This window comes from Shigella sp. SIG3, assembly GCF_053555855.1.
Genome location: NZ_JBQZXE010000063.1, coordinates 1 through 21520, shown reverse-complemented (window position 1 = coordinate 21520; position 21520 = coordinate 1). Strand labels below are relative to the sequence as shown.

20 protein-coding genes and 1 pseudogene are annotated in these 21520 nt (G+C 51.1%); 13 read left to right on the top strand and 8 right to left on the bottom strand.

The window, feature by feature from the left end; all coding sequences use genetic code 11:
- The 3 genes from ACUU1I_RS12565 to ACUU1I_RS12555 all read right to left on the bottom strand — a co-directional run.
- Positions 1-722, bottom strand: a 722-nt coding sequence (locus ACUU1I_RS12565; RefSeq protein ID WP_032156894.1) for a hypothetical protein, incomplete at its 3' end; no start/stop codon positions are given.
- A gap of 122 nt (positions 723-844) precedes the next feature.
- Positions 845-1297 carry a toxin-antitoxin biofilm protein TabA gene (tabA, locus tag ACUU1I_RS12560; protein ID WP_000583469.1) on the bottom strand — a complete coding sequence of 151 codons (453 nt, stop codon included), beginning with the start codon at positions 1295-1297 and terminating at the stop codon, positions 845-847.
- A 144-nt stretch (positions 1298-1441) separates the two neighbouring features.
- Entirely contained in the window at positions 1442-2035 is a 594-nt protein-coding gene (locus ACUU1I_RS12555) for a TetR/AcrR family transcriptional regulator (RefSeq protein WP_000256684.1), read from the bottom strand.
- Between the two features lie 70 nt (positions 2036-2105).
- Here ACUU1I_RS12555 and bdcA point away from each other — a divergent pair, with 70 nt between their 5' ends.
- The 6 genes from bdcA to ridA all read left to right on the top strand — a co-directional run bounded on the left by bdcA (position 2106) and on the right by ridA (position 5633).
- Positions 2106-2819, top strand: coding sequence for an SDR family oxidoreductase (gene bdcA / locus ACUU1I_RS12550; RefSeq protein ID WP_000500714.1), 714 nt, complete (start codon positions 2106-2108; stop codon positions 2817-2819).
- A 131-nt stretch (positions 2820-2950) separates the two neighbouring features.
- The gene (locus ACUU1I_RS12545; protein WP_000230273.1) at positions 2951-3346 is read left to right on the top strand and encodes a RidA family protein; all 396 of its coding nucleotides are present in this window, start codon (positions 2951-2953) and stop codon (positions 3344-3346) included.
- A 280-nt stretch (positions 3347-3626) separates the two neighbouring features.
- Complete coding sequence (gene pyrL, locus ACUU1I_RS12540; RefSeq protein ID WP_011069607.1) at positions 3627-3761, top strand: pyr operon leader peptide; 135 nt, start codon at positions 3627-3629, stop codon at positions 3759-3761.
- A 3-nt stretch (positions 3762-3764) separates the two neighbouring features.
- Positions 3765-4700 carry an aspartate carbamoyltransferase gene (gene pyrB, locus ACUU1I_RS12535; protein WP_000013062.1) on the top strand — a complete coding sequence of 312 codons (936 nt, stop codon included), beginning with the start codon at positions 3765-3767 and terminating at the stop codon, positions 4698-4700.
- A gap of 12 nt (positions 4701-4712) precedes the next feature.
- Entirely contained in the window at positions 4713-5174 is a 462-nt protein-coding gene (gene pyrI / locus ACUU1I_RS12530; RefSeq protein WP_000148581.1) for an aspartate carbamoyltransferase regulatory subunit, read from the top strand.
- A gap of 72 nt (positions 5175-5246) precedes the next feature.
- Positions 5247-5633 (top strand): 2-iminobutanoate/2-iminopropanoate deaminase, encoded by a 387-nt coding sequence (gene ridA, locus ACUU1I_RS12525; protein ID WP_000047539.1) that lies wholly within the window; start codon positions 5247-5249, stop codon positions 5631-5633.
- A 205-nt stretch (positions 5634-5838) separates the two neighbouring features.
- Here ridA and mgtA read toward each other — a convergent pair whose 3' ends face one another.
- Together mgtA and mgtL are read right to left on the bottom strand one after the other, a co-directional pair.
- Entirely contained in the window at positions 5839-8535 is a 2697-nt protein-coding gene (gene mgtA, locus ACUU1I_RS12520) for a magnesium-translocating P-type ATPase (RefSeq protein WP_000471841.1), read from the bottom strand.
- A 140-nt stretch (positions 8536-8675) separates the two neighbouring features.
- Positions 8676-8729 (bottom strand): mgtA regulatory leader peptide MgtL, encoded by a 54-nt coding sequence (gene mgtL / locus ACUU1I_RS12515; RefSeq protein WP_001387276.1) that lies wholly within the window; start codon positions 8727-8729, stop codon positions 8676-8678.
- A gap of 184 nt (positions 8730-8913) precedes the next feature.
- On the opposite strand from mgtL, the gene treR reads away from it, so the two are divergent.
- The 5 genes and pseudogenes from treR to nrdG all read left to right on the top strand — a co-directional run bounded on the left by treR (position 8914) and on the right by nrdG (position 16260).
- Positions 8914-9861, top strand: a complete 948-nt coding sequence (gene treR, locus ACUU1I_RS12510) for a trehalose operon repressor TreR (protein ID WP_001181311.1) — start codon at positions 8914-8916, stop codon at positions 9859-9861.
- 118 nt (positions 9862-9979) lie between these two features.
- A pseudogene (gene treB, locus ACUU1I_RS12505) lies at positions 9980-11401 on the top strand (PTS trehalose transporter subunit IIBC).
- Positions 11402-11450: 49 nt separating this feature from the next.
- On the top strand, positions 11451-13106 hold the full coding sequence (gene treC, locus ACUU1I_RS12500) for an alpha,alpha-phosphotrehalase (RefSeq protein WP_005065631.1): 1656 nt from the start codon (positions 11451-11453) through the stop codon (positions 13104-13106).
- A 393-nt stretch (positions 13107-13499) separates the two neighbouring features.
- On the top strand, positions 13500-15638 hold the full coding sequence (nrdD, locus tag ACUU1I_RS12495) for an anaerobic ribonucleoside-triphosphate reductase (RefSeq protein WP_000187767.1): 2139 nt from the start codon (positions 13500-13502) through the stop codon (positions 15636-15638).
- A 157-nt stretch (positions 15639-15795) separates the two neighbouring features.
- A complete protein-coding gene (nrdG, locus tag ACUU1I_RS12490; protein ID WP_001106222.1) occupies positions 15796-16260 on the top strand; it encodes an anaerobic ribonucleoside-triphosphate reductase-activating protein in 465 nt (154 codons plus the stop codon).
- 44 nt (positions 16261-16304) lie between these two features.
- Here nrdG and cybC read toward each other — a convergent pair whose 3' ends face one another.
- A complete protein-coding gene (gene cybC / locus ACUU1I_RS12485) occupies positions 16305-16691 on the bottom strand; it encodes a cytochrome b562 (RefSeq protein ID WP_152030591.1) in 387 nt (128 codons plus the stop codon).
- A 182-nt stretch (positions 16692-16873) separates the two neighbouring features.
- On the bottom strand, positions 16874-18226 hold the full coding sequence (gene pmbA, locus ACUU1I_RS12480) for a metalloprotease PmbA (RefSeq protein WP_001162182.1): 1353 nt from the start codon (positions 18224-18226) through the stop codon (positions 16874-16876).
- A 93-nt stretch (positions 18227-18319) separates the two neighbouring features.
- On the opposite strand from pmbA, the gene yjgA reads away from it, so the two are divergent.
- On the top strand, positions 18320-18871 hold the full coding sequence (gene yjgA / locus ACUU1I_RS12475; RefSeq protein WP_000166281.1) for a ribosome biogenesis factor YjgA: 552 nt from the start codon (positions 18320-18322) through the stop codon (positions 18869-18871).
- Between the two features lie 82 nt (positions 18872-18953).
- Here yjgA and mpl read toward each other — a convergent pair whose 3' ends face one another.
- The gene (mpl, locus tag ACUU1I_RS12470; RefSeq protein WP_001219812.1) at positions 18954-20327 is read right to left on the bottom strand and encodes a UDP-N-acetylmuramate:L-alanyl-gamma-D-glutamyl-meso-diaminopimelate ligase; all 1374 of its coding nucleotides are present in this window, start codon (positions 20325-20327) and stop codon (positions 18954-18956) included.
- Between the two features lie 175 nt (positions 20328-20502).
- On the opposite strand from mpl, the gene fbp reads away from it, so the two are divergent.
- Entirely contained in the window at positions 20503-21501 is a 999-nt protein-coding gene (gene fbp / locus ACUU1I_RS12465; protein ID WP_000853753.1) for a class 1 fructose-bisphosphatase, read from the top strand.
- Positions 21502-21520 lie beyond the last annotated feature (19 nt).

Genomic DNA, 21520 nt, shown 5'->3' with positions numbered 1-21520 from the left:
TTATTCAATGCTTTTTCTAATAAATCCGTAATCGTAGAATCAACTGAACCTTTACAACTCACCTGCGAGTTATTTAACTCCTGCGAATTATTTAACTTCTGTGAATTATTTAACTCCTGCGAATCATTTAACTCCTGTATATTATTTAACTTCTGATGATTATTTAATAGCCGCGCTATTTTCTTGTTAGCTTCGCGTTGGTAACACGCCAGAACCTTGTTAGTAATCAGGTGTAATGAACTATCATCTTTTCTTTCAAAAGACTTCCCTTCATAACGATTAGTCGAACCATCAGATTGTTTAAATATAATGACTGTATGTCCTTCACGAATCCCTTTAGTAGAAGCTGAGGCAAGTGTAATTTCTATCTTCACCTTAGATAAATCCGCTCGCTCCCCTTCAGGATTATTCATGTAAAACTTCATTTTTTCATTGCCATCAGTATCTTTAGAATAAGATGAGAACTCAATATGAGCCATCATATTTCTACCCGCTTCGTTGGAGCGTTTGCTAAAATCCACATAACCTAGGGTAAATATCTTTGCCAAAAACTCCAAAAATGCTCTAGGAGAAAGAATATTGCTTCTGCTATTCTGCCCCCCGGCAATTCGGGCAAAATCATTCATTCCCACATACCAGGTATCTAAGGCTTCATTTTTTTGTTTAAAATTGTCGGCTAATGTAATGTGTTGAGAATAATTCAAATCTGATATTTTGCTCATGACGAACTCCTTGAGTTAATAAGAACGTCTAAGCATTACAAATTTTACTCACAAAAAAATATCAAAAAACGCTCTTTTCACAAACTCGCCGTAAACCTGGAGTTATTTACGGCGAAAAGTCATCACGCCATCAGCATCTTCACTACTGCTTTGCGAACCTGGGCTGGCGCGCCCACTGCGCACAGCGGTTTATGCACTTCCCCCGGATAAAACACAACAAAATCACCTTCATTTAGGATAACTGTTTTCTCATCAACGCCTTCCGGCAAAAATGCGATGTCTTTATCAGCTAACCAGTCGGTATCCGGCGCGCCTGCAGGTTGCGTGCTGAAGGTCATGCCTTCCTGACCTTTTAACACAATCTGAATGTCAAGATAGCGGGCATGGTACTCCGCACGGCGAGCTTCGTACGGCTCGGTCATATCTTCCGAGATAAGATAAAACAGACGATTGCCTTCGATATCGTGCTTGCCCTTTGGCGTTTCTGCCGTAACGTGTGCTTTGATATGCTCAATCGCCTGGCGTAACTCCTGGGGTAGCCACGGCTGAAGATTATGAATATTTCCGATGATCATCTTTTCCACTCCTTAATTAAAACAATGTTTCATTTCTATCGTTATACGAAAAGATGATCAATTCCGCCAGCCTTAACGCGTGAATTATTGTCTTATCACAACTTATCGGCAGGCGCGTTCCCGCCTTTCGGATCAAGGCCAGCATCACTCCTTGAGAAGAGTTTTTATCGCTTCCCCCGCCAGGGCAGCTGTTGCACAGAGTTGTTCGATGGAGTGCCCCTCCCGTGCCTTCGCAGAAAGCCCTGACATCACGGTACTCATAAAATCAGTCACACATTGTGCGCTTTGTGGATGCCGCCTGGCGATATAGTCATAAATGGTCGTTTCTGCGGCGTGATAATATTGAATGGCAATATCACGCGCTTGTGGATCATGACTATGAATACCTTCAAGAACCATACAGCCAGCGCAGCCGCCGTTTTGGCTATATCTGCGCGCCGCTTCTTTTAATACCTCAACCAGGCACTCGCCTACCGGACGATCATCACGAAGAATATCGGCAAGCGGAATAGCTTCCGTACCGACATATTCATTGAGTACACGGCTAAATAACCCAGCCTTACTGCCAAAAGCCGCGTAGAGGCTCGGGGGGTTAATACCAAGATAATCAGTAACTTCAGAGACACTTACTGCATCGAAACCTTTTTGGTGAAAAAGCACTTTTGCCGCAGAGACTGCCTGCTCAGGAGCGAAACGTCTGGGACGACCTGGAACGCGAGATTGTTTTTTAGTAACCATTACAAAACCTGTTGACAGAAAGTTAAAACAGTTTTGTAATGCATGTTACATAATAAATCAAGGAGTCCTTATGGGCGCTTTTACCGGTAAGACAGTTCTCATCCTCGGTGGCAGTCGTGGAATCGGTGCCGCTATCGTACGTCGTTTCGTCACCGATGGGGCCAATGTACGATTCACCTATGCGGGGTCGAAAGATGCCGCTGAACGTCTGGCACAAGAGACTGGAGCGACAGCAGTATTCACAGATAGTGCTGACAGAGACGCTGTTATTGATGTCGTTCGTAAGAGCGGCGCATTGGATATCCTGGTGGTAAATGCAGGTATTGGCGTCTTTGGCGATGCCCTGGAATTAAATGCCGACGATATTGATCGCCTTTTCAAAATCAATATTCATGCTCCTTATCATGCCTCTGTTGAAGCCGCCCGGCAGATGCCCGAAGGCGGGCGCATCTTAATCATCGGCTCCGTGAATGGCGATCGTATGCCTGTTGCAGGCATGGCTGCTTATGCCGCCAGTAAATCTGCCCTGCAAGGCATGGCGCGCGGGCTGGCCCGTGATTTTGGACCGCGAGGGATCACCATCAACGTCGTCCAGCCAGGACCAATTGATACCGACGTTAATCCCGCCAACGGGCCAATGCGCGATATGTTGCATAGTTTTATGGCCATCAAAAGACATGGGCAACCGGAAGAGGTCGCTGGTATGGTCGCATGGTTAGCAGGGCCAGAAGCCAGTTTTGTTACCGGCGCGATGCATACCATTGATGGCGCGTTTGGCGCATAACCGACTACGCTCAATTAAGCCCAGCCATTATCCATGATGTCTGGGTTTTGTTTACTAACGTCGTCCCCCTAAAAGCGGCTCCCGGTAAATATAAATCTTCTGTTCATGTCGTAAATCTTGAGGATAACCAAATGGTAGAAAGAACCGCTGTTTTCCCTGCTGGCCGACATTCACTGTATGCTGAGCATCGTTATTCTGCGGCTATTCGTTCCGGCGATTTGCTGTTTGTTTCCGGGCAAGTAGGAAGTCGAGAGGACGGAACACCAGAACCCGATTTTCAGCAACAAGTCAGACTGGCCTTTGATAATTTGCATGCGACCCTGGCAGCTGCGGGATGCACTTTTGACGATATCATTGATGTTACGAGCTTTCATACCGATCCGGAAAAACAATTTGAAGACATCATGACGGTGAAAAATGAAATATTTAGCGCCCCACCTTATCCAAACTGGACGGCGGTGGGTGTTACCTGGCTGGCAGGCTTTGATTTTGAAATTAAAGTGATAGCGCGTATCCCTGAGCTATAAGCAATAGTGTTAGCCGTTCGTTTTCACCCTCCGCCCTATAAGTCGGATGAATGGAATAAAATGCATTTCTGATTGCGTGAAAATGAAAAAGAAAAAAGCAGGAAATGTCTGCAATTATTGATACCGAACGACACTTCCCCTCCAGAATCATAGAAAATAAAAATGCATATATTTTGACTTTTAATTCAAATAAACCGTTTGCGCTGACAAAATATTGCATCAAATGCTTGCACCGCTTCTGGCTATGAGTATAATGCCGGACAATTTGCCGGGAGGATGTATGGTTCAGTGTGTTCGACATTTTGTCTTACCGCGTCTGAAAAAAGACGCTGGCCTGCCGTTTTTCTTCCCGTTGATCACCCATTCCCAGCCCCTCAATCGAGGGGCTTTTTTTTGCCTAGGCGTCAGGAGATAAAAGATGGCTAATCCGCTATATCAGAAACATATCATTTCCATAAACGACCTTAGTCGCGATGACCTTAATCTGGTGCTGGCGACAGCGGCGAAACTGAAAGCAAACCCGCAACCAGAGCTGTTGAAGAACAAAGTCATTGCCAGCTGTTTCTTCGAAGCCTCTACCCGTACCCGCCTCTCTTTCGAAACTTCCATGCACCGCCTGGGTGCCAGCGTGGTGGGCTTCTCCGACAGCGGCAATACATCACTGGGTAAAAAAGGCGAAACGCTGGCCGATACCATTTCGGTTATCAGCACTTACGTCGATGCGATAGTGATGCGTCATCCGCAGGAAGGTGCGGCGCGCCTGGCCACCGAATTTTCTGGCAATGTACCGGTACTGAATGCCGGTGATGGCTCCAACCAACATCCGACGCAAACCTTGCTGGACTTATTCACCATTCAGGAAACCCAGGGGCGTCTGGACAATCTCCACGTCGCAATGGTTGGTGACCTGAAATATGGCCGCACCGTTCACTCCCTGACCCAGGCGCTAGCGAAGTTCGACGGCAACCGTTTTTACTTTATCGCGCCGGATGCGCTGGCAATGCCGCAATACATTCTGGATATGCTCGATGAAAAAGGGATCGCCTGGAGTCTGCACAGCTCTATTGAAGAAGTGATGGCGGAAGTAGACATCCTGTACATGACCCGCGTGCAAAAAGAGCGTCTGGACCCGTCCGAGTACGCCAACGTGAAAGCGCAGTTTGTTCTTCGCGCCAGCGATCTCCACAACGCCAAAGCCAATATGAAAGTGCTGCATCCGCTGCCGCGTGTTGATGAGATTGCGACGGATGTGGATAAAACGCCTCACGCCTGGTACTTCCAGCAAGCAGGCAACGGGATTTTCGCTCGCCAGGCGTTACTGGCACTGGTTCTGAATCGCGATCTGGTACTGTAAGGGGAAATAGAGATGACACACGATAATAAATTGCAGGTTGAAGCTATTAAACGCGGCACGGTAATTGACCATATCCCCGCCCAGATCGGTTTTAAGCTGTTGAGTCTGTTCAAGTTGACCGAAACAGATCAGCGCATCACCATTGGTCTGAATTTGCCTTCTGGCGAGATGGGCCGCAAAGATCTGATCAAAATCGAAAATACCTTTTTGAGTGAAGATCAAGTAGACCAACTGGCATTGTATGCACCGCAAGCCACGGTTAACCGTATCGACAACTATGAAGTGGTGGGTAAATCGCGCCCAAGTCTGCCGGAGCGCATCGACAATGTGCTGGTCTGCCCGAACAGCAACTGTATCAGCCATGCCGAACCGGTTTCATCCAGCTTTGCCGTGCGAAAACGCGCCAATGACATCGCGCTTAAATGCAAATACTGTGAAAAAGAGTTTTCCCATAATGTGGTGCTGGCCAATTAATTGCGGTTGGTAATAAAAGTCTGGCTCCCTATAATGAGCCAGACTTTTTACCGCTGTAATAAAGGAGAAATCATGAGCAAAACTATCGCGACGGAAAATGCACCGGCAGCTATCGGTCCTTACGTACAGGGCGTTGATCTGGGCAATATGATCATCACCTCCGGTCAGATCCCGGTAAATCCGAAAACTGGTGAAGTACCGGCAGACGTCGCTGCACAGGCACGTCAGTCGCTGGATAACGTAAAAGCAATCGTCGAAGCCGCTGGCCTGAAAGTGGGCGACATCGTTAAAACCACTGTGTTCGTGAAAGATCTGAACGACTTCGCAACCGTAAACGCCACTTACGAAGCCTTCTTCACCGAACACAACGCCACTTTCCCGGCACGTTCTTGTGTTGAAGTTGCCCGTCTGCCGAAAGACGTGAAGATTGAGATCGAAGCAATCGCTGTTCGTCGCTAATCTTGATGGAAATCCGGGCTATCATGCCCGGATTAAGTCTGATGACAAAAGCAAAATCGCCCGATGCGCTACGCTTATCAGGCCTACGTGATTCCTGCAATTTATTGAATTTGTAGGCCGGATTGGGCGTTTACGCCGCATCCGGCATGAACAAAGCTCACTTTGTCTGCAATCTGAATCCGGGCCACCATGCCCAGTTTATTCTTTACTGCCAGCCGTAACGACGGCTATAGAACCCTTTCACCAACTGGGTTAACGTCATATACCCTGCCAGAATCGCAACCAGCCACGGGAAATAGCTTAACGGCAGCGCCTGCAGCTGCAGATAACTGGCCAGCGGTGAAAACGGCAATGCGATCCCGACAATCATCACGATCACGGTCATGATCATTAACGGCCACGATGCACAGCTCTGAATAAACGGCACACGGCGGGTACGGATCATATGCACAATCAGCGTTTGCGACAGTAATCCCACCACAAACCAGCCCGACTGGAACAGCGTTTGCGTTTCCGGCGTGTTGGCATGGAATACCCACCACATCAAGCAAAACGTCAGAATATCGAAAATCGAGCTGATCGGTCCGAAGAAGACCATAAAGCGCCCCAGATCCGCCGGATTCCAACGCTGCGGCTTTTGAATTTGCTCGTCGTCGACGTTATCAAACGGGATCGCCACCTGTGACACATCGTACAGCAGGTTCTGAATAAGCAAGTGTAACGGCAACATCGGCAGGAAGGGCAAGAAAGCACTCGCCACCAGCACGCTGAACACATTACCGAAGTTAGAACTCGCCGTCAATTTGATGTATTTCAGCATGTTGGCGAAAGTGCGACGTCCCTCAATAACCCCCTCTTCCAGCACCATCAGGCTTTTTTCCAGCAGGATGATATCAGCCGCTTCACGGGCAATATCTACCGCGCCGTCCACAGAAATGCCGATATCCGCAGCGCGTAAGGCGGGCGCATCATTAATACCATCGCCCATAAAGCCAACCACATGCCCTTCGCGCTTCAGTAAGGTCACAATGCGTTCTTTATGCATCGGCGTCAGGCGGGCAAACAGCGTGGTGCGCTGTGCGAGATTTGCCAGTTCATCGTCAGATAGCGTTTCAATATCACTACCAATGACCACCTCTCCCGCATCCAGCCCCACTTCATGGCACACTTTCGCTGCAACTAACTCACTGTCGCCAGTAAGGATTTTTACGGTAATTCCACTCGCTTTTAATGCCTTCAGTGCCGGAGCGGTTGTCTCTTTTGGCGGATCAAGGAAAGCAATATATCCTTCGAGGATCAGGTCGGATTCATCCGCCCGCTGGTAATCTCCTTCACGCGCTGGCAGGTATTTCGTCGCCACCGCAACCACGCGCAGCCCCTGACGATTCAGCGTATCAGTAACCCGCTTAATCTTACGCAGCATGGTGTCATCGAGCGGTACAATCTCGCCATTGTGACGCACCTGCGAACACACATTGAGGATTTCCTGCAATGCACCTTTGCAAACCAGCTGATGGTGTTCGGTATTTTCTGCCACTACCACCGACATCCGACGACGCTCGAAATCAAACGGAATCTCATCAATTTTTTGCCAACGGCTGGCCAGCGAACGCGCTGACTCTTCATCCGTACCTTCGAGCACCGCGGTATCAAGCAGATTTTTAAGTCCGGTCTGGTAATGACTGTTCAACCACGCGCTATGCAGCACGCGTTCGCTGGTTTTACCGGAGATATCGGTATGATTCTCCAGCACAATTTTGTCCTGCGTCAGGGTGCCGGTTTTATCAGTGCACAGAATATCCATTGCGCCAAAGTTCTGAATGGCATCCAGATGTTTGACGATCACTTTCTGTTTCGACAGCTTTACTGCGCCGCGCGCCAGCGTCGAGGTAACAATCATCGGCAACATTTCCGGCGTTAAGCCTACCGCGACCGAAAGCGCAAACAGTGCCGCTTCCCACCAGTCGCCTTTGGTGTAACCGTTGATAAGCAACACCACCGGAGCCATCACCAGCATAAAGCGAATCAGCAGCATACTAACGCGGCTGATCCCTTGCTGAAAGGCATTCGGCTCGCTTTCCTGCTCACTAACACGCCCCGCCAGTTGACCAAACCAGGTGTTGGCTCCTGTAGCAATCACCATTGCTTGTGCCGTGCCGCTCACCACGGTGGTGCCCATAAAACACAGGGTGTCGCACTCCAGCGGATTGCTGTGCTCCGGCTGGCGAGTAGTAGCGGCTTTTTCCACGGGCAGAGACTCACCGGTTAACGACGCCTGAGCGACGAACAGATCCCGCGCCTGCAAGATACGTAAATCTGCCGGGATCATATCCCCCGCCGCCAGTTTTATAATATCGCCGGGCACCAGCTGGTCTATCGGGATCTCCAGCCAGCCATTTTCGCCTTTGTCGTTAATTACTCGCAGTACCGTCGCGGTATTACTGACCATCGCTTTCAGGGCATCTGCCGCTTTGGTGGAACGAGCTTCCTGAATAAAGTTCAGCAACGTAGAAATAGCGACCATTAGCGCGATAACACCTGCGGCAAATAAATCTTCCGTGGCGTAAGAAATAGCACCAAGAATGGTGAGCAAAATATTAAAGGGGTTGCGATAGCAGACCCATAAATGTACCCACCACGGCGACGGTTGTTGGGCGGGTAATTTATTATCACCATGTTGTTCGCGGGCAGATTCCACTTCCGCCTGATTTAATCCTTCCGGATGGGTGTCGAACGTTTTCCACAATTCTTCTTCGGGCATCACCGCCATTTTCAGGCAATGCGCACTTAAGGACGGCGGGACCGCCGTATTCACTGTCTGCTGCGCGCCAGGCAATGGATCGCGATGAACCAGACGGGAAGGTAAATGGCGAATGAACCGGGTAAAAATTTCTTTAAACATAAGGAGTCCCTCCGCACTGTCTGAAACAGTACAGAAATGTCTTCAGGCGTGGCGAAGCCTTACCTGAAGGTAATAAAGCTGAGCAGGGACATTAAAACGTCACGGCCTTACGCATCCGGTAACGCCGTGAAAAGACGGGCTTACCGGAAAAGTTTTAATCTCCGTCGAGGGAGAGGCGTGGGATCAGGTTCCATATAACCTCCGGTAAGTGAAAAAAGCGCCGCAAATAATAAGGAGAATCCAATAATATTCGTAGCATTTATGGCGATATAATACCTGCTGGCAACTAAACCAACGATAAACCAGACTTTACCCATTGCTGAATGCACGGGTAAAGTTAGGCTCAAATAATTAAACAACACGTTATGGGACAACAGGATGCAAAATCGGCTGACCATCAAAGACATCGCGCGCTTAAGCGGCGTGGGGAAATCTACGGTTTCCCGGGTGCTGAATAACGAAAGCGGCGTGAGTCAGCGCACGCGCGAGCGTGTTGAAGCAGTGATGAATCAGCATGGATTTTCCCCTTCCCGCTCTGCGCGCGCTATGCGTGGGCAAAGCGATAAAGTGGTCGCCATCATTGTTACCCGTCTGGATTCGTTGTCAGAAAATCTCGCCGTTCAAACCATGCTGCCAGCGTTCTATGAACAAGGTTACGATCCAATCATGATGGAAAATCAGTTTTCCCCACAATTAGTTGCCGAACATTTGGGGGTGCTGAAACGGCGTAATATCGACGGCGTAGTGCTGTTCGGTTTTACCGGCATAACCGAAGAAATGTTAGCCCACTGGCAGTCATCGCTGGTTCTGCTGGCGCGTGACGCAAAAGGCTTTGCTTCGGTCTGTTATGACGACGAAGGGGCAATCAAGATTCTGATGCAACGGCTCTATGACCAGGGGCATCGCAATATCAGTTATCTCGGCGTGCCGCATAGTGACGTGACGACCGGGAAGCGACGTCACGAAGCCTACCTGGCGTTCTGCAAAGCGCATAAACTGCATCCCGTTGCCGCTCTGCCAGGGCTTGCTATGAAGCAAGGCTATGAAAACGTAGCAAAAGTGATTACGCCTGAAACTACCGCGTTACTGTGCGCAACCGACACGCTGGCTCTTGGCGCAAGTAAATACCTGCAAGAGCAACGCATCGACACCTTGCAACTGGCGAGCGTAGGTAATACGCCGTTAATGAAATTCCTTCATCCGGAGATCGTCACCGTAGATCCTGGCTACGCCGAAGCTGGACGCCAGGCGGCCTGCCAATTGATCGCACAGGTAACCGGGCGCAGCGAACCGCAACAAATCATCATCCCCGCCACCCTGTCCTGATCGTTTCCTGAACGATAAATTGTGATCTTCGCTGCGTTTCGGGAACGTTCCCGTTTTTAAATTTTTCCGCGCAATATATTCTGCAGCCAACCAAAAATGTCATCTGCCATGGGGCTTTATGATGAGCAAAATAAACCAAACGGATATCGATCGGTTGATTGAACTGGTCGGCGGGCGCGGCAATATTGCGACGGTGAGCCACTGTATTACTCGCCTGCGCTTTGTCCTCAACCAACCGGCCAATGCCAGACCGAAAGAAATTGAGCAACTCCCCATGGTGAAAGGCTGTTTCACCAATGCCGGGCAATTTCAGGTGGTGATTGGCACCAACGTGGGTGATTACTATCAAGCACTAATAGCGTCAACCGGACAGGCGCAGGTTGATAAAGAGCAGGTAAAAAAAGCCGCCCGGCAAAATATGAAATAGCATGAGCAGTTGATCTCTCATTTCGCGGAGATCTTCTTCCCGTTGCTGCCCGCGTTGATTAGCGGCGGTTTGATCCTCGGTTTTCGCAATGTGATCGGCGATTTGCCCATGAGCAACGGTCAGACGCTGGCGCAAATGTACCCTTCCCTGCAAACGATCTACGATTTTCTGTGGTTGATCGGTGAAGCGATTTTCTTCTACCTGCCGGTCGGGATTTGCTGGTCAGCGGTGAAAAAAATGGGCGGCACGCCGATCCTTGGTATCGTGCTTGGCGTGACACTGGTTTCCTCCCAGCTGATGAACGCTTATCTGCTCGGGCAGCAGCTGCCGGAAGTGTGGGACTTTGGCATGTTCAGCATCGCCAAAGTGGGCTATCAGGCGCAGGTGATCCCGGCACTGTTAGCCGGGCTGGCGCTGGGCGTTATTGAAACTCGCCTTAAACGCATCGTACCGGATTACCTCTATCTGGTGGTGGTGCCCGTCTGTTCGCTGATCCTCGCGGTGTTCCTCGCCCATGCGCTGATTGGTCCGTTTGGTCGCATGATTGGCGATGGCGTTGCCTTTGCGGTACGTCACCTGATGACCGGCAGCTTTGCTCCGATTGGTGCGGCATTGTTTGGCTTCCTGTACGCGCCGCTGGTGATCACCGGCGTACACCAGACCACCCTTGCTATTGATTTGCAGATGATTCAAAGCATGGGTGGCACGCCAGTGTGGCCGCTGATTGCGCTGTCGAATATCGCTCAGGGCTCCGCCGTGATAGGCATTATCATTTCCAGCCGCAAGCACAATGAACGCGAGATCTCCGTGCCTGCCGCTATCTCCGCCTGGCTTGGGGTCACTGAGCCTGCAATGTACGGCATCAACCTGAAATATCGCTTCCCGATGCTGTGCGCGATGATTGGTTCTGGTCTGGCAGGATTGCTATGCGGCCTGAACGGCGTTATGGCGAATGGTATCGGCGTAGGGGGCCTGCCGGGAATTCTCTCGATTCAACCGAGCTACTGGCAGGTATTTGCGCTGGCAATGGCTATCGCCATCATCATCCCGATTGTACTCACCTCGTTTATCTATCAGCGGAAATACCGCCTGGGCACGCTGGACATTGTTTAATTTTCTTCGGGGCGCAATTGCGCCCCCTCGCATTTGCAGGAATAACGTAATGACTAATCTTCCCCACTGGTGGCAAAACGGCGTTATCTACCAGATTTATCCAAAGAGTTTTCAGGACACCACGGGTAGCGGCACCGGCGATTTACGTGGCGTTATCCAACGCCTGGACTATCTGCATAAACTGGGCGTTGATGCCATCTGGCTAACCCCCTTTTATGTCTCTCCCCAGGTCGATAACGGTTACGATGTAGCGAACTATACGGCGATTGATCCCACCTACGGCACGCTGGACGATTTTGACGAACTGGTGACGCAGGCAAAATCGCGCGGGATTCGTATCATTCTCGATATGGTGTTTAACCATACCTCTACCCAACATGCCTGGTTTCGCGAGGCGCTGAACAAAGAAAGCCCTTACCGCCAGTTTTATATCTGGCGCGATGGCGAACCAGAAACGCCACCGAACAACTGGCGTTCAAAATTTGGCGGTAGTGCGTGGCGCTGGCATACGGAAAGCGAACAGTACTATTTGCATCTCTTTGCACCAGAACAGGCGGATCTCAACTGGGAGAATCCAGCGGTACGCGCAGAGCTGAAAAAAGTCTGTGAATTCTGGGCCGATCGTGGGGTCGACGGGTTGCGCCTGGATGTGGTGAATCTGATCTCCAAAGACCCGCGTTTCCCTGAAGACCTGGATGGCGACGGGCGTCGCTTCTACACCGACGGGCCACGAGCACACGAGTTTTTGCACGAGATGAACCGCGATGTGTTTACGCCACGCGGGTTAATGACCGTAGGTGAAATGTCCTCCACCAGCCTTGAGCATTGCCAGCGATACGCGGCACTGACAGGCAGTGAATTGTCGATGACCTTTAATTTTCATCACCTGAAGGTCGATTATCCCGGTGGTGAAAAATGGACGTTGGCTAAACCTGACTTTGTGGCGTTGAAAACATTGTTCCGCCACTGGCAACAAGGAATGCACAACGTGACATGGAATGCCTTGTTCTGGTGTAACCACGATCAGCCGCGCATTGTTTCTCGCTTTGGTGATGAAGGTGAATACCGCGTGCCTGCGGCAAAAATGCTGGCGATGGTGCTGCATGGCATGCAGGGAACGCCGTATATCTACCAGGGCGAAGAGATTGGCATGACCAACCCGCATTTCACGCGCATTACTGACTATCGCGACGTGGAGAGCCTCAATATGTTTGCCGAGCTGCGCAACGATGGTCGTGATGCCGACGAGTTATTGGCAATCCTCGCCAGTAAATCCCGTGACAACAGCCGCACGCCCATGCAATGGAGCAACGGCGATAATGCCGGGTTTACGGCTGGCGAACCGTGGATTGGCCTAGGCGATAACTATCAACAAATCAACGTAGAAGCCGCGCTGGCCGATGACTCCTCTGTGTTTTACACCTACCAAAAGTTAATCGCACTGCGTAAGCAAGAAGCCATCCTGACATGGGGCAATTACCAGGATCTGCTGCCAAACAGCCCTGTATTGTGGTGCTATCGCCGTGAATGGAAGGGGCAAACCTTGCTGGTCATTGCCAACCTTAGCCGTGAGATCCAACCCTGGCAGCCAGGGCAAATGCGCGGCAACTGGCAGCTTGTGATGCATAACTACGAAGAAGCCTCACCACAACCCTGTGCCATGAATTTACGGCCTTTTGAGGCTGTCTGGTGGTTACAGAAGTAAATCTTCCCTAAGCCCCGATAATGCCGGTCATTCCGGGGTTTTGTCTGTCAGCATGTTGTTTTTGTTGATTTTTCAACCAGCAAATTCATTAAAAAATTTACATAACGCTGTAGCGCCCGTCATCCGTACGCTCTGCTTTTTACTTTGAGCTACATCAAAAAAAGTTAAAACATCCTTGATGCAAAGCACTATATATAGACTTTAAAATGCGTCCCAACCCAATATGTTGTATTAATCGACTATAATTGCTACTACAGCTCCCCACGAAAAAGGTGCGGCGTTGTGGATAAGCGGATGGCGATTGCGGAAAGCACCGGAAAACGAAACGAAAAAACCGGAAAACGCCTTTCCCAATTTCTGTGGATAACCTGTTCTTAAAAATATGGAGCGATCATGACACCGCATGTGATGAAACGAGACGGCTGCAAAGTGCCGTTTAAATCAGAGCGCATCAAAGAAGCGATTCTGCGTGCAGCTAAAGCAGCGGAAGTCGATGATGCCGATTATTGCGCCACTGTTGCCGCGGTTGTCAACGAGCAGATGCAGGGGCGCAACCAGGTGGATATCAACGAGATCCAGACCGCAGTTGAAAACCAGCTGATGTCGGGTCCATACAAACAACTGGCTCGTGCTTACATCGAGTACCGTCACGATCGCGACATTGAACGTGAAAAACGCGGTCGCCTGAACCAGGAGATCCGTGGTCTGGTCGAGCAGACCAACGCCTCGTTACTCAACGAAAACGCCAACAAAGACAGCAAGGTGATTCCAACCCAGCGCGACCTGCTGGCCGGGATCGTGGCTAAACACTATGCACGCCAGCACCTGCTGCCGCGTGACGTGGTGCAGGCACATGAGCGTGGCGATATTCACTATCACGATCTCGATTACTCGCCGTTCTTCCCGATGTTCAACTGCATGTTGATCGACCTGAAAGGCATGCTGACCCAGGGCTTTAAAATGGGGAACGCCGAGATTGAACCGCCGAAGTCGATCTCTACGGCAACCGCGGTAACTGCGCAGATTATTGCTCAGGTCGCCAGCCATATTTATGGCGGCACCACCATTAACCGTATCGATGAAGTGCTGGCGCCGTTTGTTACCGCCAGCTACAACAAACATCGCAAGACCGCAGAAGAGTGGAACATCCCGGACGCCGAAGGCTACGCTAACTCTCGTACCATCAAAGAGTGCTACGATGCCTTCCAGTCGCTGGAGTACGAAGTAAACACCCTGCACACCGCCAACGGTCAGACGCCGTTTGTAACCTTTGGTTTTGGTCTGGGCACCAGCTGGGAATCGCGCCTGATTCAGGAATCGATCCTGCGTAACCGTATCGCAGGCCTCGGTAAAAACCGTAAAACTGCGGTGTTCCCGAAACTGGTGTTTGCGATTCGCGATGGCCTGAACCATAAAAAAGGCGATCCGAACTACGACATCAAACAGCTGGCGCTGGAGTGCGCAAGCAAGCGCATGTATCCGGATATCCTGAACTACGATCAGGTAGTGAAAGTCACCGGTTCGTTTAAAACCCCGATGGGCTGCCGCAGCTTCCTCGGCGTGTGGGAAAATGAAAACGGCGAGCAGATCCACGATGGTCGTAACAACCTCGGCGTGATCAGCCTGAACCTGCCGCGTATTGCTCTGGAAGCAAAAGGCGATGAAGCCACCTTCTGGAAGCTGCTGGATGAACGTCTGGTGCTGGCACGTAAGGCACTGATGACCCGTATCGCTCGTCTCGAAGGCGTGAAAGCGCGCGTCGCCCCGATCCTCTATATGGAAGGTGCTTGTGGCGTACGTCTGAATGCTGACGATGATGTTTCTGAAATCTTCAAAAACGGTCGTGCGTCTATTTCGCTGGGTTACATCGGCATCCACGAAACCATTAACGCGCTGTTCGGCGGCGAGCATGTTTACGACAACGAGAAGCTTCGCGCGAAAGGTATCGCCATTGTTGAACGTCTGCGTCAGGCAGTGGATCAGTGGAAAGAAGAAACGGGTTATGGTTTCAGTCTCTACAGCACGCCGAGTGAAAACCTGTGCGACCGCTTCTGCCGTCTCGATACTGCTGAGTTTGGCGTGGTGCCGGGCGTGACCGATAAAGGTTACTACACCAACAGTTTCCACCTTGATGTGGAGAAGAAGGTGAACCCGTACGACAAGATCGACTTTGAAGCGCCTTACCCGCCGCTGGCGAACGGTGGTTTCATTTGCTACGGCGAGTATCCAAACATTCAGCACAACCTGAAAGCGCTGGAAGATGTCTGGGATTACAGCTATCAGCATGTACCGTATTACGGCACCAATACACCGATTGATGAGTGCTACGAGTGTGGCTTTACCGGTGAGTTCGAGTGCACCAGCAAAGGCTTCACTTGCCCGAAATGTGGTAACCATGACGCCTCCCGTGTGTCGGTAACTCGCCGCGTGTGCGGATATTTAGGTAGCCCGGATGCACGTCCGTTTAACGCTGGTAAGCAGGAAGAAGTTAAGCGCCGCGTTAAACATTTGGGGAATGGGCAGATAGGTTAATCTTCACTCTGCGCTAAGCAAATGCCGGATGCGGCGTAAACGCCTTATCCGGCCTACATTTGGCAACGGCTGTAGGCCTGATAAGACGCGACAGCGTCGCATCAGGCATTGATTACCGGATGCAGCCTACACGCGGACTGATAAGCCAGGCGAAATAATGAATTATCATCAGTACTATCCTGTCGACATCGTCAACGGCCCCGGCACTCGCTGCACCCTGTTTGTCTCCGGGTGTGTTCATGAATGCCCCGGTTGCTATAACAAAAGCACATGGCGGGTAAATTCTGGTCAGCCATTTACCAAAGCAATGGAAGACAAGATCATTAAAGATCTGAATGACACTCGTATCAAACGCCAGGGGATTTCCCTCTCCGGCGGCGATCCGCTGCATCCGCAAAACGTGCCGGATATTCTGAAACTGGTAAAACGCATCCGCGCCGAGTGTCCGGGTAAAGACATCTGGGTGTGGACAGGCTATAAACTCGACGAACTCAACGCTGCGCAAATGCAGGTTGTTGATTTGATTAACGTGCTGGTCGACGGCAAATTTGTGCAGGATTTAAAAGACCCTTCCCTGATCTGGCGCGGCAGCAGCAATCAGGTGGTGCATCATTTGCGATGATAAGTTCCCTGTTACCTGAGTGCAGGCAACAGGGAAATGAGGAATTAACGATACTTCTGGTGATAGGCGTTGCGGGTCGTTTTCAGTTGCTCTGCAGCAGCCTGCGCTTCTTTTACTTTACCTTCATTTGCCAGCTTCAGCGCGTCGTCAATCTGACCGACCAGAATGTCGAAACCGTGGCGGAAATCTTTCATTTCCGGGCTGTCCGGTGATTTATCTTCGAGCTTCGGCGGCGTTGCTTTTTGCGCATCCAGCGCTGCGGCGCGCATCTTCGTTAACGCGTCTTTGACTTGCGCCGCGTTATCCGCTTTTTCGATCACTTTTAAATTGTCGTTGAGGATTTCCATATTGTCTTCAAGATCAGCGGCAAACGACGCAGAACTGAATACCAACGAGGAGACTGCAAGAATAGCTAACAGGCTTTTACGCATTGCTCACTTCCTTTTTTATTTACACTTCATCCTTCACACTGCCTCATCGACGGCTACGCTCATTCGCCCGGGTCACGTACTGCGAGTACGCTCCCCGGCCCTCATTCACTTTCCGTCTCGATGCAGTGCGAATGATTTTGTGTAATTTTTTAGTTTATAGCGCGGCAGGTCGAGCCAGTTTTTTACTGCCCGGCGATTTTCATCTCCGGCAACAGCACAGAACCACACTGTATATTACTGCGTGTTTCAATATCGTTACCGACGGTGACAATATTGCGCCACATATCTTTTAAATTACCTGCGATGGTGATTTCACTAACGGGATACTGAATTTCGCCATTCTCTACCCAGAAGCCCGCTGCACCACGGGAATAATCACCGGTAATGGCACTCACGCCCTGGCCCATCAGCTCCGTCACCACCAGCCCGGTGCCCATCTCTTTGAGCATTTGTTCGAAGCTTAGCCCTTGTCCGGCAATCCGCCAGTTGTGAATACCGCCCGCATGTCCGGTGCTTTTCAGCCCCAGTTTCCGCGCCGAGTAGCTGGTCAGCAGCCACTGAGTCAGGATGCCATCTTTAATAATATCGCGACGCTCGGTGCGCACACCTTCGCTGTCGAATGGCGTCGACGCCAGCCCTTTCAGCAGATGCGGATGCTCTTCAATGGTCAGCCAGTCCGGCAGAATTTGTTTACCCAGCGAATCCAGCAGAAAGGTAGATTTACGGTAAACCGAGCCACCCGCTATCGCCCCCACCAGATGGCCAAAAAGCCCGGTTGCCACTTCATTGGCAAAAATGACCGGCGCTTTCATGGTGGAGAGTTTACGCGGTGACAGGCGCGATAAAGTACGGCGAGCACAGTCGGCCCCGACCCACTCTGGCGTTTGCAGATCGCTCATCGCGCGGCCAATGGTGTAGGCGTAATCACGCTCCATATCGCCATTTTCTTCGGCAATTACACAGCTGGAGAGCGAATGACGCGTTGAGCAGTAACCCTGCAACATGCCGTGGCTGTTGCCAAAAACTTTGACACCGTAGTGGCTGTTAAAGCTGCCACCTTCGGTATTGGTGATGCGTTTGTCCGCCTGCAATGCCGCCTGTTCTGCGCGGGCCGCCAGTTCAATGGCTTCATCCGGGGAAACTTCCGCAGGGTGGAACAAGTCGAGATTCGGTGCGTCAAAGGCCAGCAGCTCTTTGTCTGCCACGCCGGCACAGGGATCTGGCGAGGTATAACGGGCAATATCCAGCGCCGCCTGTACGGTGCGGGCAATGGCCTGCGGGCTTAAATCGGTAGACGATGCGCTACCTTTACGGTTCTGGTGATAAACAGTGATCCCCAGCGCGCCATCACTATTGAATTCAACATTCTCCACTTCACCATAACGCGTGCTTACGCTAATGCCGGTGGTCTTGCTGACGGCAACTTCCGCACCGTCCGATTTGCCTGAGGCCAACTCCAGCGCAGTGGAAACTGCTTCTTCCAGAATCTTGCGCTGCGCTTCAACTTGAGAGATTACTTTCATTGCAAGTGCCATAATGTAGAGAGTTTCTCTGAAGTCTAACAGAGAACCGTTTTTCAGTGCGCATCTTAACTGGTAACATTAGCCTCTTTTTTTAAGGAGCCTGAGATGACTAAGCAGCCCGAAGACTGGCTCGACGACGTTCCCGGTGATGACATCGAAGACGAAGACGATGAAATTATCTGGGTCAGTAAAAGTGAAATTAAACGTGATGCCGAGGAGCTAAAACGCCTTGGCGCGGAAATTGTTGATCTGGGGAAAAACGCGCTGGATAAGATCCCGTTAGATGCGGATCTGCGCCCGGCTATTGAGCTCGCCCAGCGTATTAAGATGGAAGGTCGCCGCCGCCAGTTGCAGCTCATCGGTAAGATGCTGCGCCAGCGCGACGTAGAGCCTATTCGTCAGGCGCTGGATAAGCTGAAAAACCGTCACAACCAGCAGGTGGTGCTGTTCCATAAACTGGAAAACCTGCGCGATCGTCTGATCGATCAAGGTGATGACGCCATCGCTGAAGTATTGAATCTGTGGCCCGATGCCGATCGTCAGCAACTGCGTACACTGATCCGCAACGCGAAGAAAGAGAAAGAAGGGAATAAGCCGCCGAAATCCGCACGCCAGATTTTCCAGTATCTGCGCGAACTGGCGGAGAATGAAGGGTAATTTTCGTTGTTGATGTGAGTATGGTTTGCCGGATGCGGCGTAAACGCCTTATCCGGCAATGCTATATCAGGCTGAAGCCGAATTACTGCGCAGCTTCCGCCTTCTTCGCCAGACCATCCAGCAGTTTCTGATGGATCCCACCAAAACCGCCGTTGCTCATCACCAGAATATGGTCGCCAGGCTGAGCGGTTTTCACCACCATATCTGCCAGCGTATCCACATCGCCACTCCAGTGTGCAGGCTGAACGCAGGCTTCTGCCACTTCTGCCACCTGCCACGGAATATGCGCCGGTTGCAGCAGGAAGACTTCATCGGCACGACCTAATGAAGGTGCCAGATCGTCTTTGCAGATCCCCATTTTCATGGTATTCGAGCGCGGTTCCAGCACAGCAATAATGCGCGCCGTACCACCAACTTTGCCACGCAGCGCCGCCAGCGTTGCCAGAATCGCCGTCGGGTGATGGGCAAAATCGTCATATACCGTGACGCCATTCGCTTCACCACGCAACTCCAGACGGCGACGAGCATTAATAAACGAACCCAGCGCGTTAGCGGCATCTGCCGGCGCTACACCAACATGGCGAGCCGCTGCAATCGCCATCAGGCCATTGTGCATATTATGTTCGCCTACCAGCGACCATTTCACTTCGCCCACTTTTTCGCCATCCAGCAAAACTTCCCATTCGGAAGCATCGGTGGTCAGCTTTTTCGCCTGCCAGTGACCCTGCTCACCCACCAGCTCCTGCTCGCTCCAGCAGCCCATCGCCATGGTCTGTTTCAGGTTGATGTCATTTTCCGGCCAGATAATACGGCCCTGCCCCGGAACGATACGCACCAGATGGTGGAACTGTTTCTGGATCGCTTTCAGGTCGTCAAAGATATCGGCGTGATCGAACTCAAGGTTGTTGAGGATCAGCGTACGCGGGCAGTAATGGACAAATTTAGAGCGTTTGTCGAAGAAGGCGCAGTCGTACTCATCCGCTTCGATAACAAAGAAGTCGCTTTCGCCCAGACGCGCCGAAACCTCAAAGTTCCCCGGCACACCGCCGATCACAAATCCCGGTTTGTAACCACACTGTTCCAGAATCCAGGTCGCCATTCCCGCGGTGGTGGTTTTGCCGTGTGTACCGGCAACGGCTAGCACCCAGCGGTCGTGCAGCACAAAATCGTGCAGCCACTGTGGACCTGACATATAAGGGATGTTTTTTTCCAGTACCGCTTCCACACACGGATTTCCACGGGTCATGGCGTTGCCAATAATCACCAGATCCGGCTGCGGCTCGAGCTGGCTGGCATCGTAACCCTGAATCAGCTCAATGCCTTGCTTCTCAAGTAAGGTGCTCATCGGCGGATACACATTGGCGTCCGAACCCGTTACTTCATGGCCTAACTGGCGCGCCAGCATCGCCAGACCGCCCATAAATGTGCCACAAATTCCTAAAATATGAATGCGCATACGTCACTATCCTTTTTTAATCTGCCGCTCATTTTACGCATATGTCGGGCAAGTGAGAAACGCATTTCAGGATAATCCGCAATTTGCTGGCGCGATTCACCTGAGCGCAACATTGAGATTATTTGTTAAGATTGTTGCGGTCGCTTTACTCCATAAACATTGCAGGGAAAGTTTTATGAAAACGTTAGGTGAATTTATTGTCGAAAAGCAGCACGAGTTTTCTCATGCTACCGGTGAGCTCACTGCTTTGCTGTCGGCAATAAAACTGGGCGCCAAGATTATCCATCGCGATATCAACAAAGCAGGACTGGTTGATATCCTGGGTGCCAGCGGTGCTGAGAACGTGCAGGGCGAGGTTCAGCAAAAACTCGACTTGTTCGCTAATGAAAAACTGAAAGCCGCACTGAAAGCACGCGATATCGTTGCGGGGATTGCCTCTGAAGAAGAAGATGAGATTGTCGTCTTTGAAGGCTGTGAACACGCAAAATACGTGGTGCTGATGGACCCCCTGGATGGCTCGTCCAACATCGATGTTAACGTCTCTGTCGGTACCATTTTCTCCATCTACCGCCGCGTTACGCCTGTTGGCACGCCGGTAACGGAAGAAGATTTCCTCCAGCCTGGTAACAAACAGGTTGCGGCAGGTTACGTGGTATACGGCTCCTCTACCATGCTGGTTTACACCACCGGATGCGGTGTTCACGCCTTTACTTACGATCCTTCGCTGGGCGTTTTCTGCCTGTGCCAGGAACGGATGCGCTTCCCGGAGAAAGGCAAAACCTACTCCATCAACGAAGGAAACTACATTAAGTTTCCGAACGGGGTGAAGAAGTACATTAAATTCTGCCAGGAAGAAGATAAATCCACCAATCGCCCGTATACCTCGCGTTATATCGGTTCACTGGTTGCGGATTTCCACCGTAACCTGCTGAAAGGCGGTATTTATCTCTACCCAAGCACCGCCAGCCACCCGGACGGCAAACTGCGTTTGCTTTATGAGTGCAACCCGATGGCATTCCTGGCGGAACAAGCGGGTGGTAAAGCGAGCGATGGCAAAGAGCGTATTCTGGATATCATCCCGGAAACTCTGCACCAGCGCCGTTCGTTCTTTGTCGGCAACGACCATATGGTTGAAGATGTCGAACGCTTTATCCGTGAGTTCCCGGACGCGTAATCTCCTGCGCCTCTCCACA

What these genes read in the sequence shown, in the direction of transcription:
- pyrB (WP_000013062.1), top strand. Translation starts at nt 3,765, where the DNA reads ATGGCTAATCCGCTATATCAGAAACATATCATTTCCATAAACGACCTT.
- pyrL (WP_011069607.1), top strand. Translation starts at nt 3,627, where the DNA reads ATGGTTCAGTGTGTTCGACATTTTGTCTTACCGCGTCTGAAAAAAGAC.
- mpl (WP_001219812.1), bottom strand. Translation starts at nt 20,327, where the DNA reads ATGCGCATTCATATTTTAGGAATTTGTGGCACATTTATGGGCGGTCTG.
- yjgA (WP_000166281.1), top strand. Translation starts at nt 18,320, where the DNA reads ATGACTAAGCAGCCCGAAGACTGGCTCGACGACGTTCCCGGTGATGAC.
- ACUU1I_RS12545 (WP_000230273.1), top strand. Translation starts at nt 2,951, where the DNA reads ATGGTAGAAAGAACCGCTGTTTTCCCTGCTGGCCGACATTCACTGTAT.
- nrdD (WP_000187767.1), top strand. Translation starts at nt 13,500, where the DNA reads ATGACACCGCATGTGATGAAACGAGACGGCTGCAAAGTGCCGTTTAAA.
- treC (WP_005065631.1), top strand. Translation starts at nt 11,451, where the DNA reads ATGACTAATCTTCCCCACTGGTGGCAAAACGGCGTTATCTACCAGATT.
- ridA (WP_000047539.1), top strand. Translation starts at nt 5,247, where the DNA reads ATGAGCAAAACTATCGCGACGGAAAATGCACCGGCAGCTATCGGTCCT.
- bdcA (WP_000500714.1), top strand. Translation starts at nt 2,106, where the DNA reads ATGGGCGCTTTTACCGGTAAGACAGTTCTCATCCTCGGTGGCAGTCGT.
- tabA (WP_000583469.1), bottom strand. Translation starts at nt 1,297, where the DNA reads ATGATCATCGGAAATATTCATAATCTTCAGCCGTGGCTACCCCAGGAG.
- nrdG (WP_001106222.1), top strand. Translation starts at nt 15,796, where the DNA reads ATGAATTATCATCAGTACTATCCTGTCGACATCGTCAACGGCCCCGGC.
- fbp (WP_000853753.1), top strand. Translation starts at nt 20,503, where the DNA reads ATGAAAACGTTAGGTGAATTTATTGTCGAAAAGCAGCACGAGTTTTCT.
- pyrI (WP_000148581.1), top strand. Translation starts at nt 4,713, where the DNA reads ATGACACACGATAATAAATTGCAGGTTGAAGCTATTAAACGCGGCACG.
- pmbA (WP_001162182.1), bottom strand. Translation starts at nt 18,226, where the DNA reads ATGGCACTTGCAATGAAAGTAATCTCTCAAGTTGAAGCGCAGCGCAAG.
- mgtA (WP_000471841.1), bottom strand. Translation starts at nt 8,535, where the DNA reads ATGTTTAAAGAAATTTTTACCCGGTTCATTCGCCATTTACCTTCCCGT.
- ACUU1I_RS12555 (WP_000256684.1), bottom strand. Translation starts at nt 2,035, where the DNA reads ATGGTTACTAAAAAACAATCTCGCGTTCCAGGTCGTCCCAGACGTTTC.
- cybC (WP_152030591.1), bottom strand. Translation starts at nt 16,691, where the DNA reads ATGCGTAAAAGCCTGTTAGCTATTCTTGCAGTCTCCTCGTTGGTATTC.
- treR (WP_001181311.1), top strand. Translation starts at nt 8,914, where the DNA reads ATGCAAAATCGGCTGACCATCAAAGACATCGCGCGCTTAAGCGGCGTG.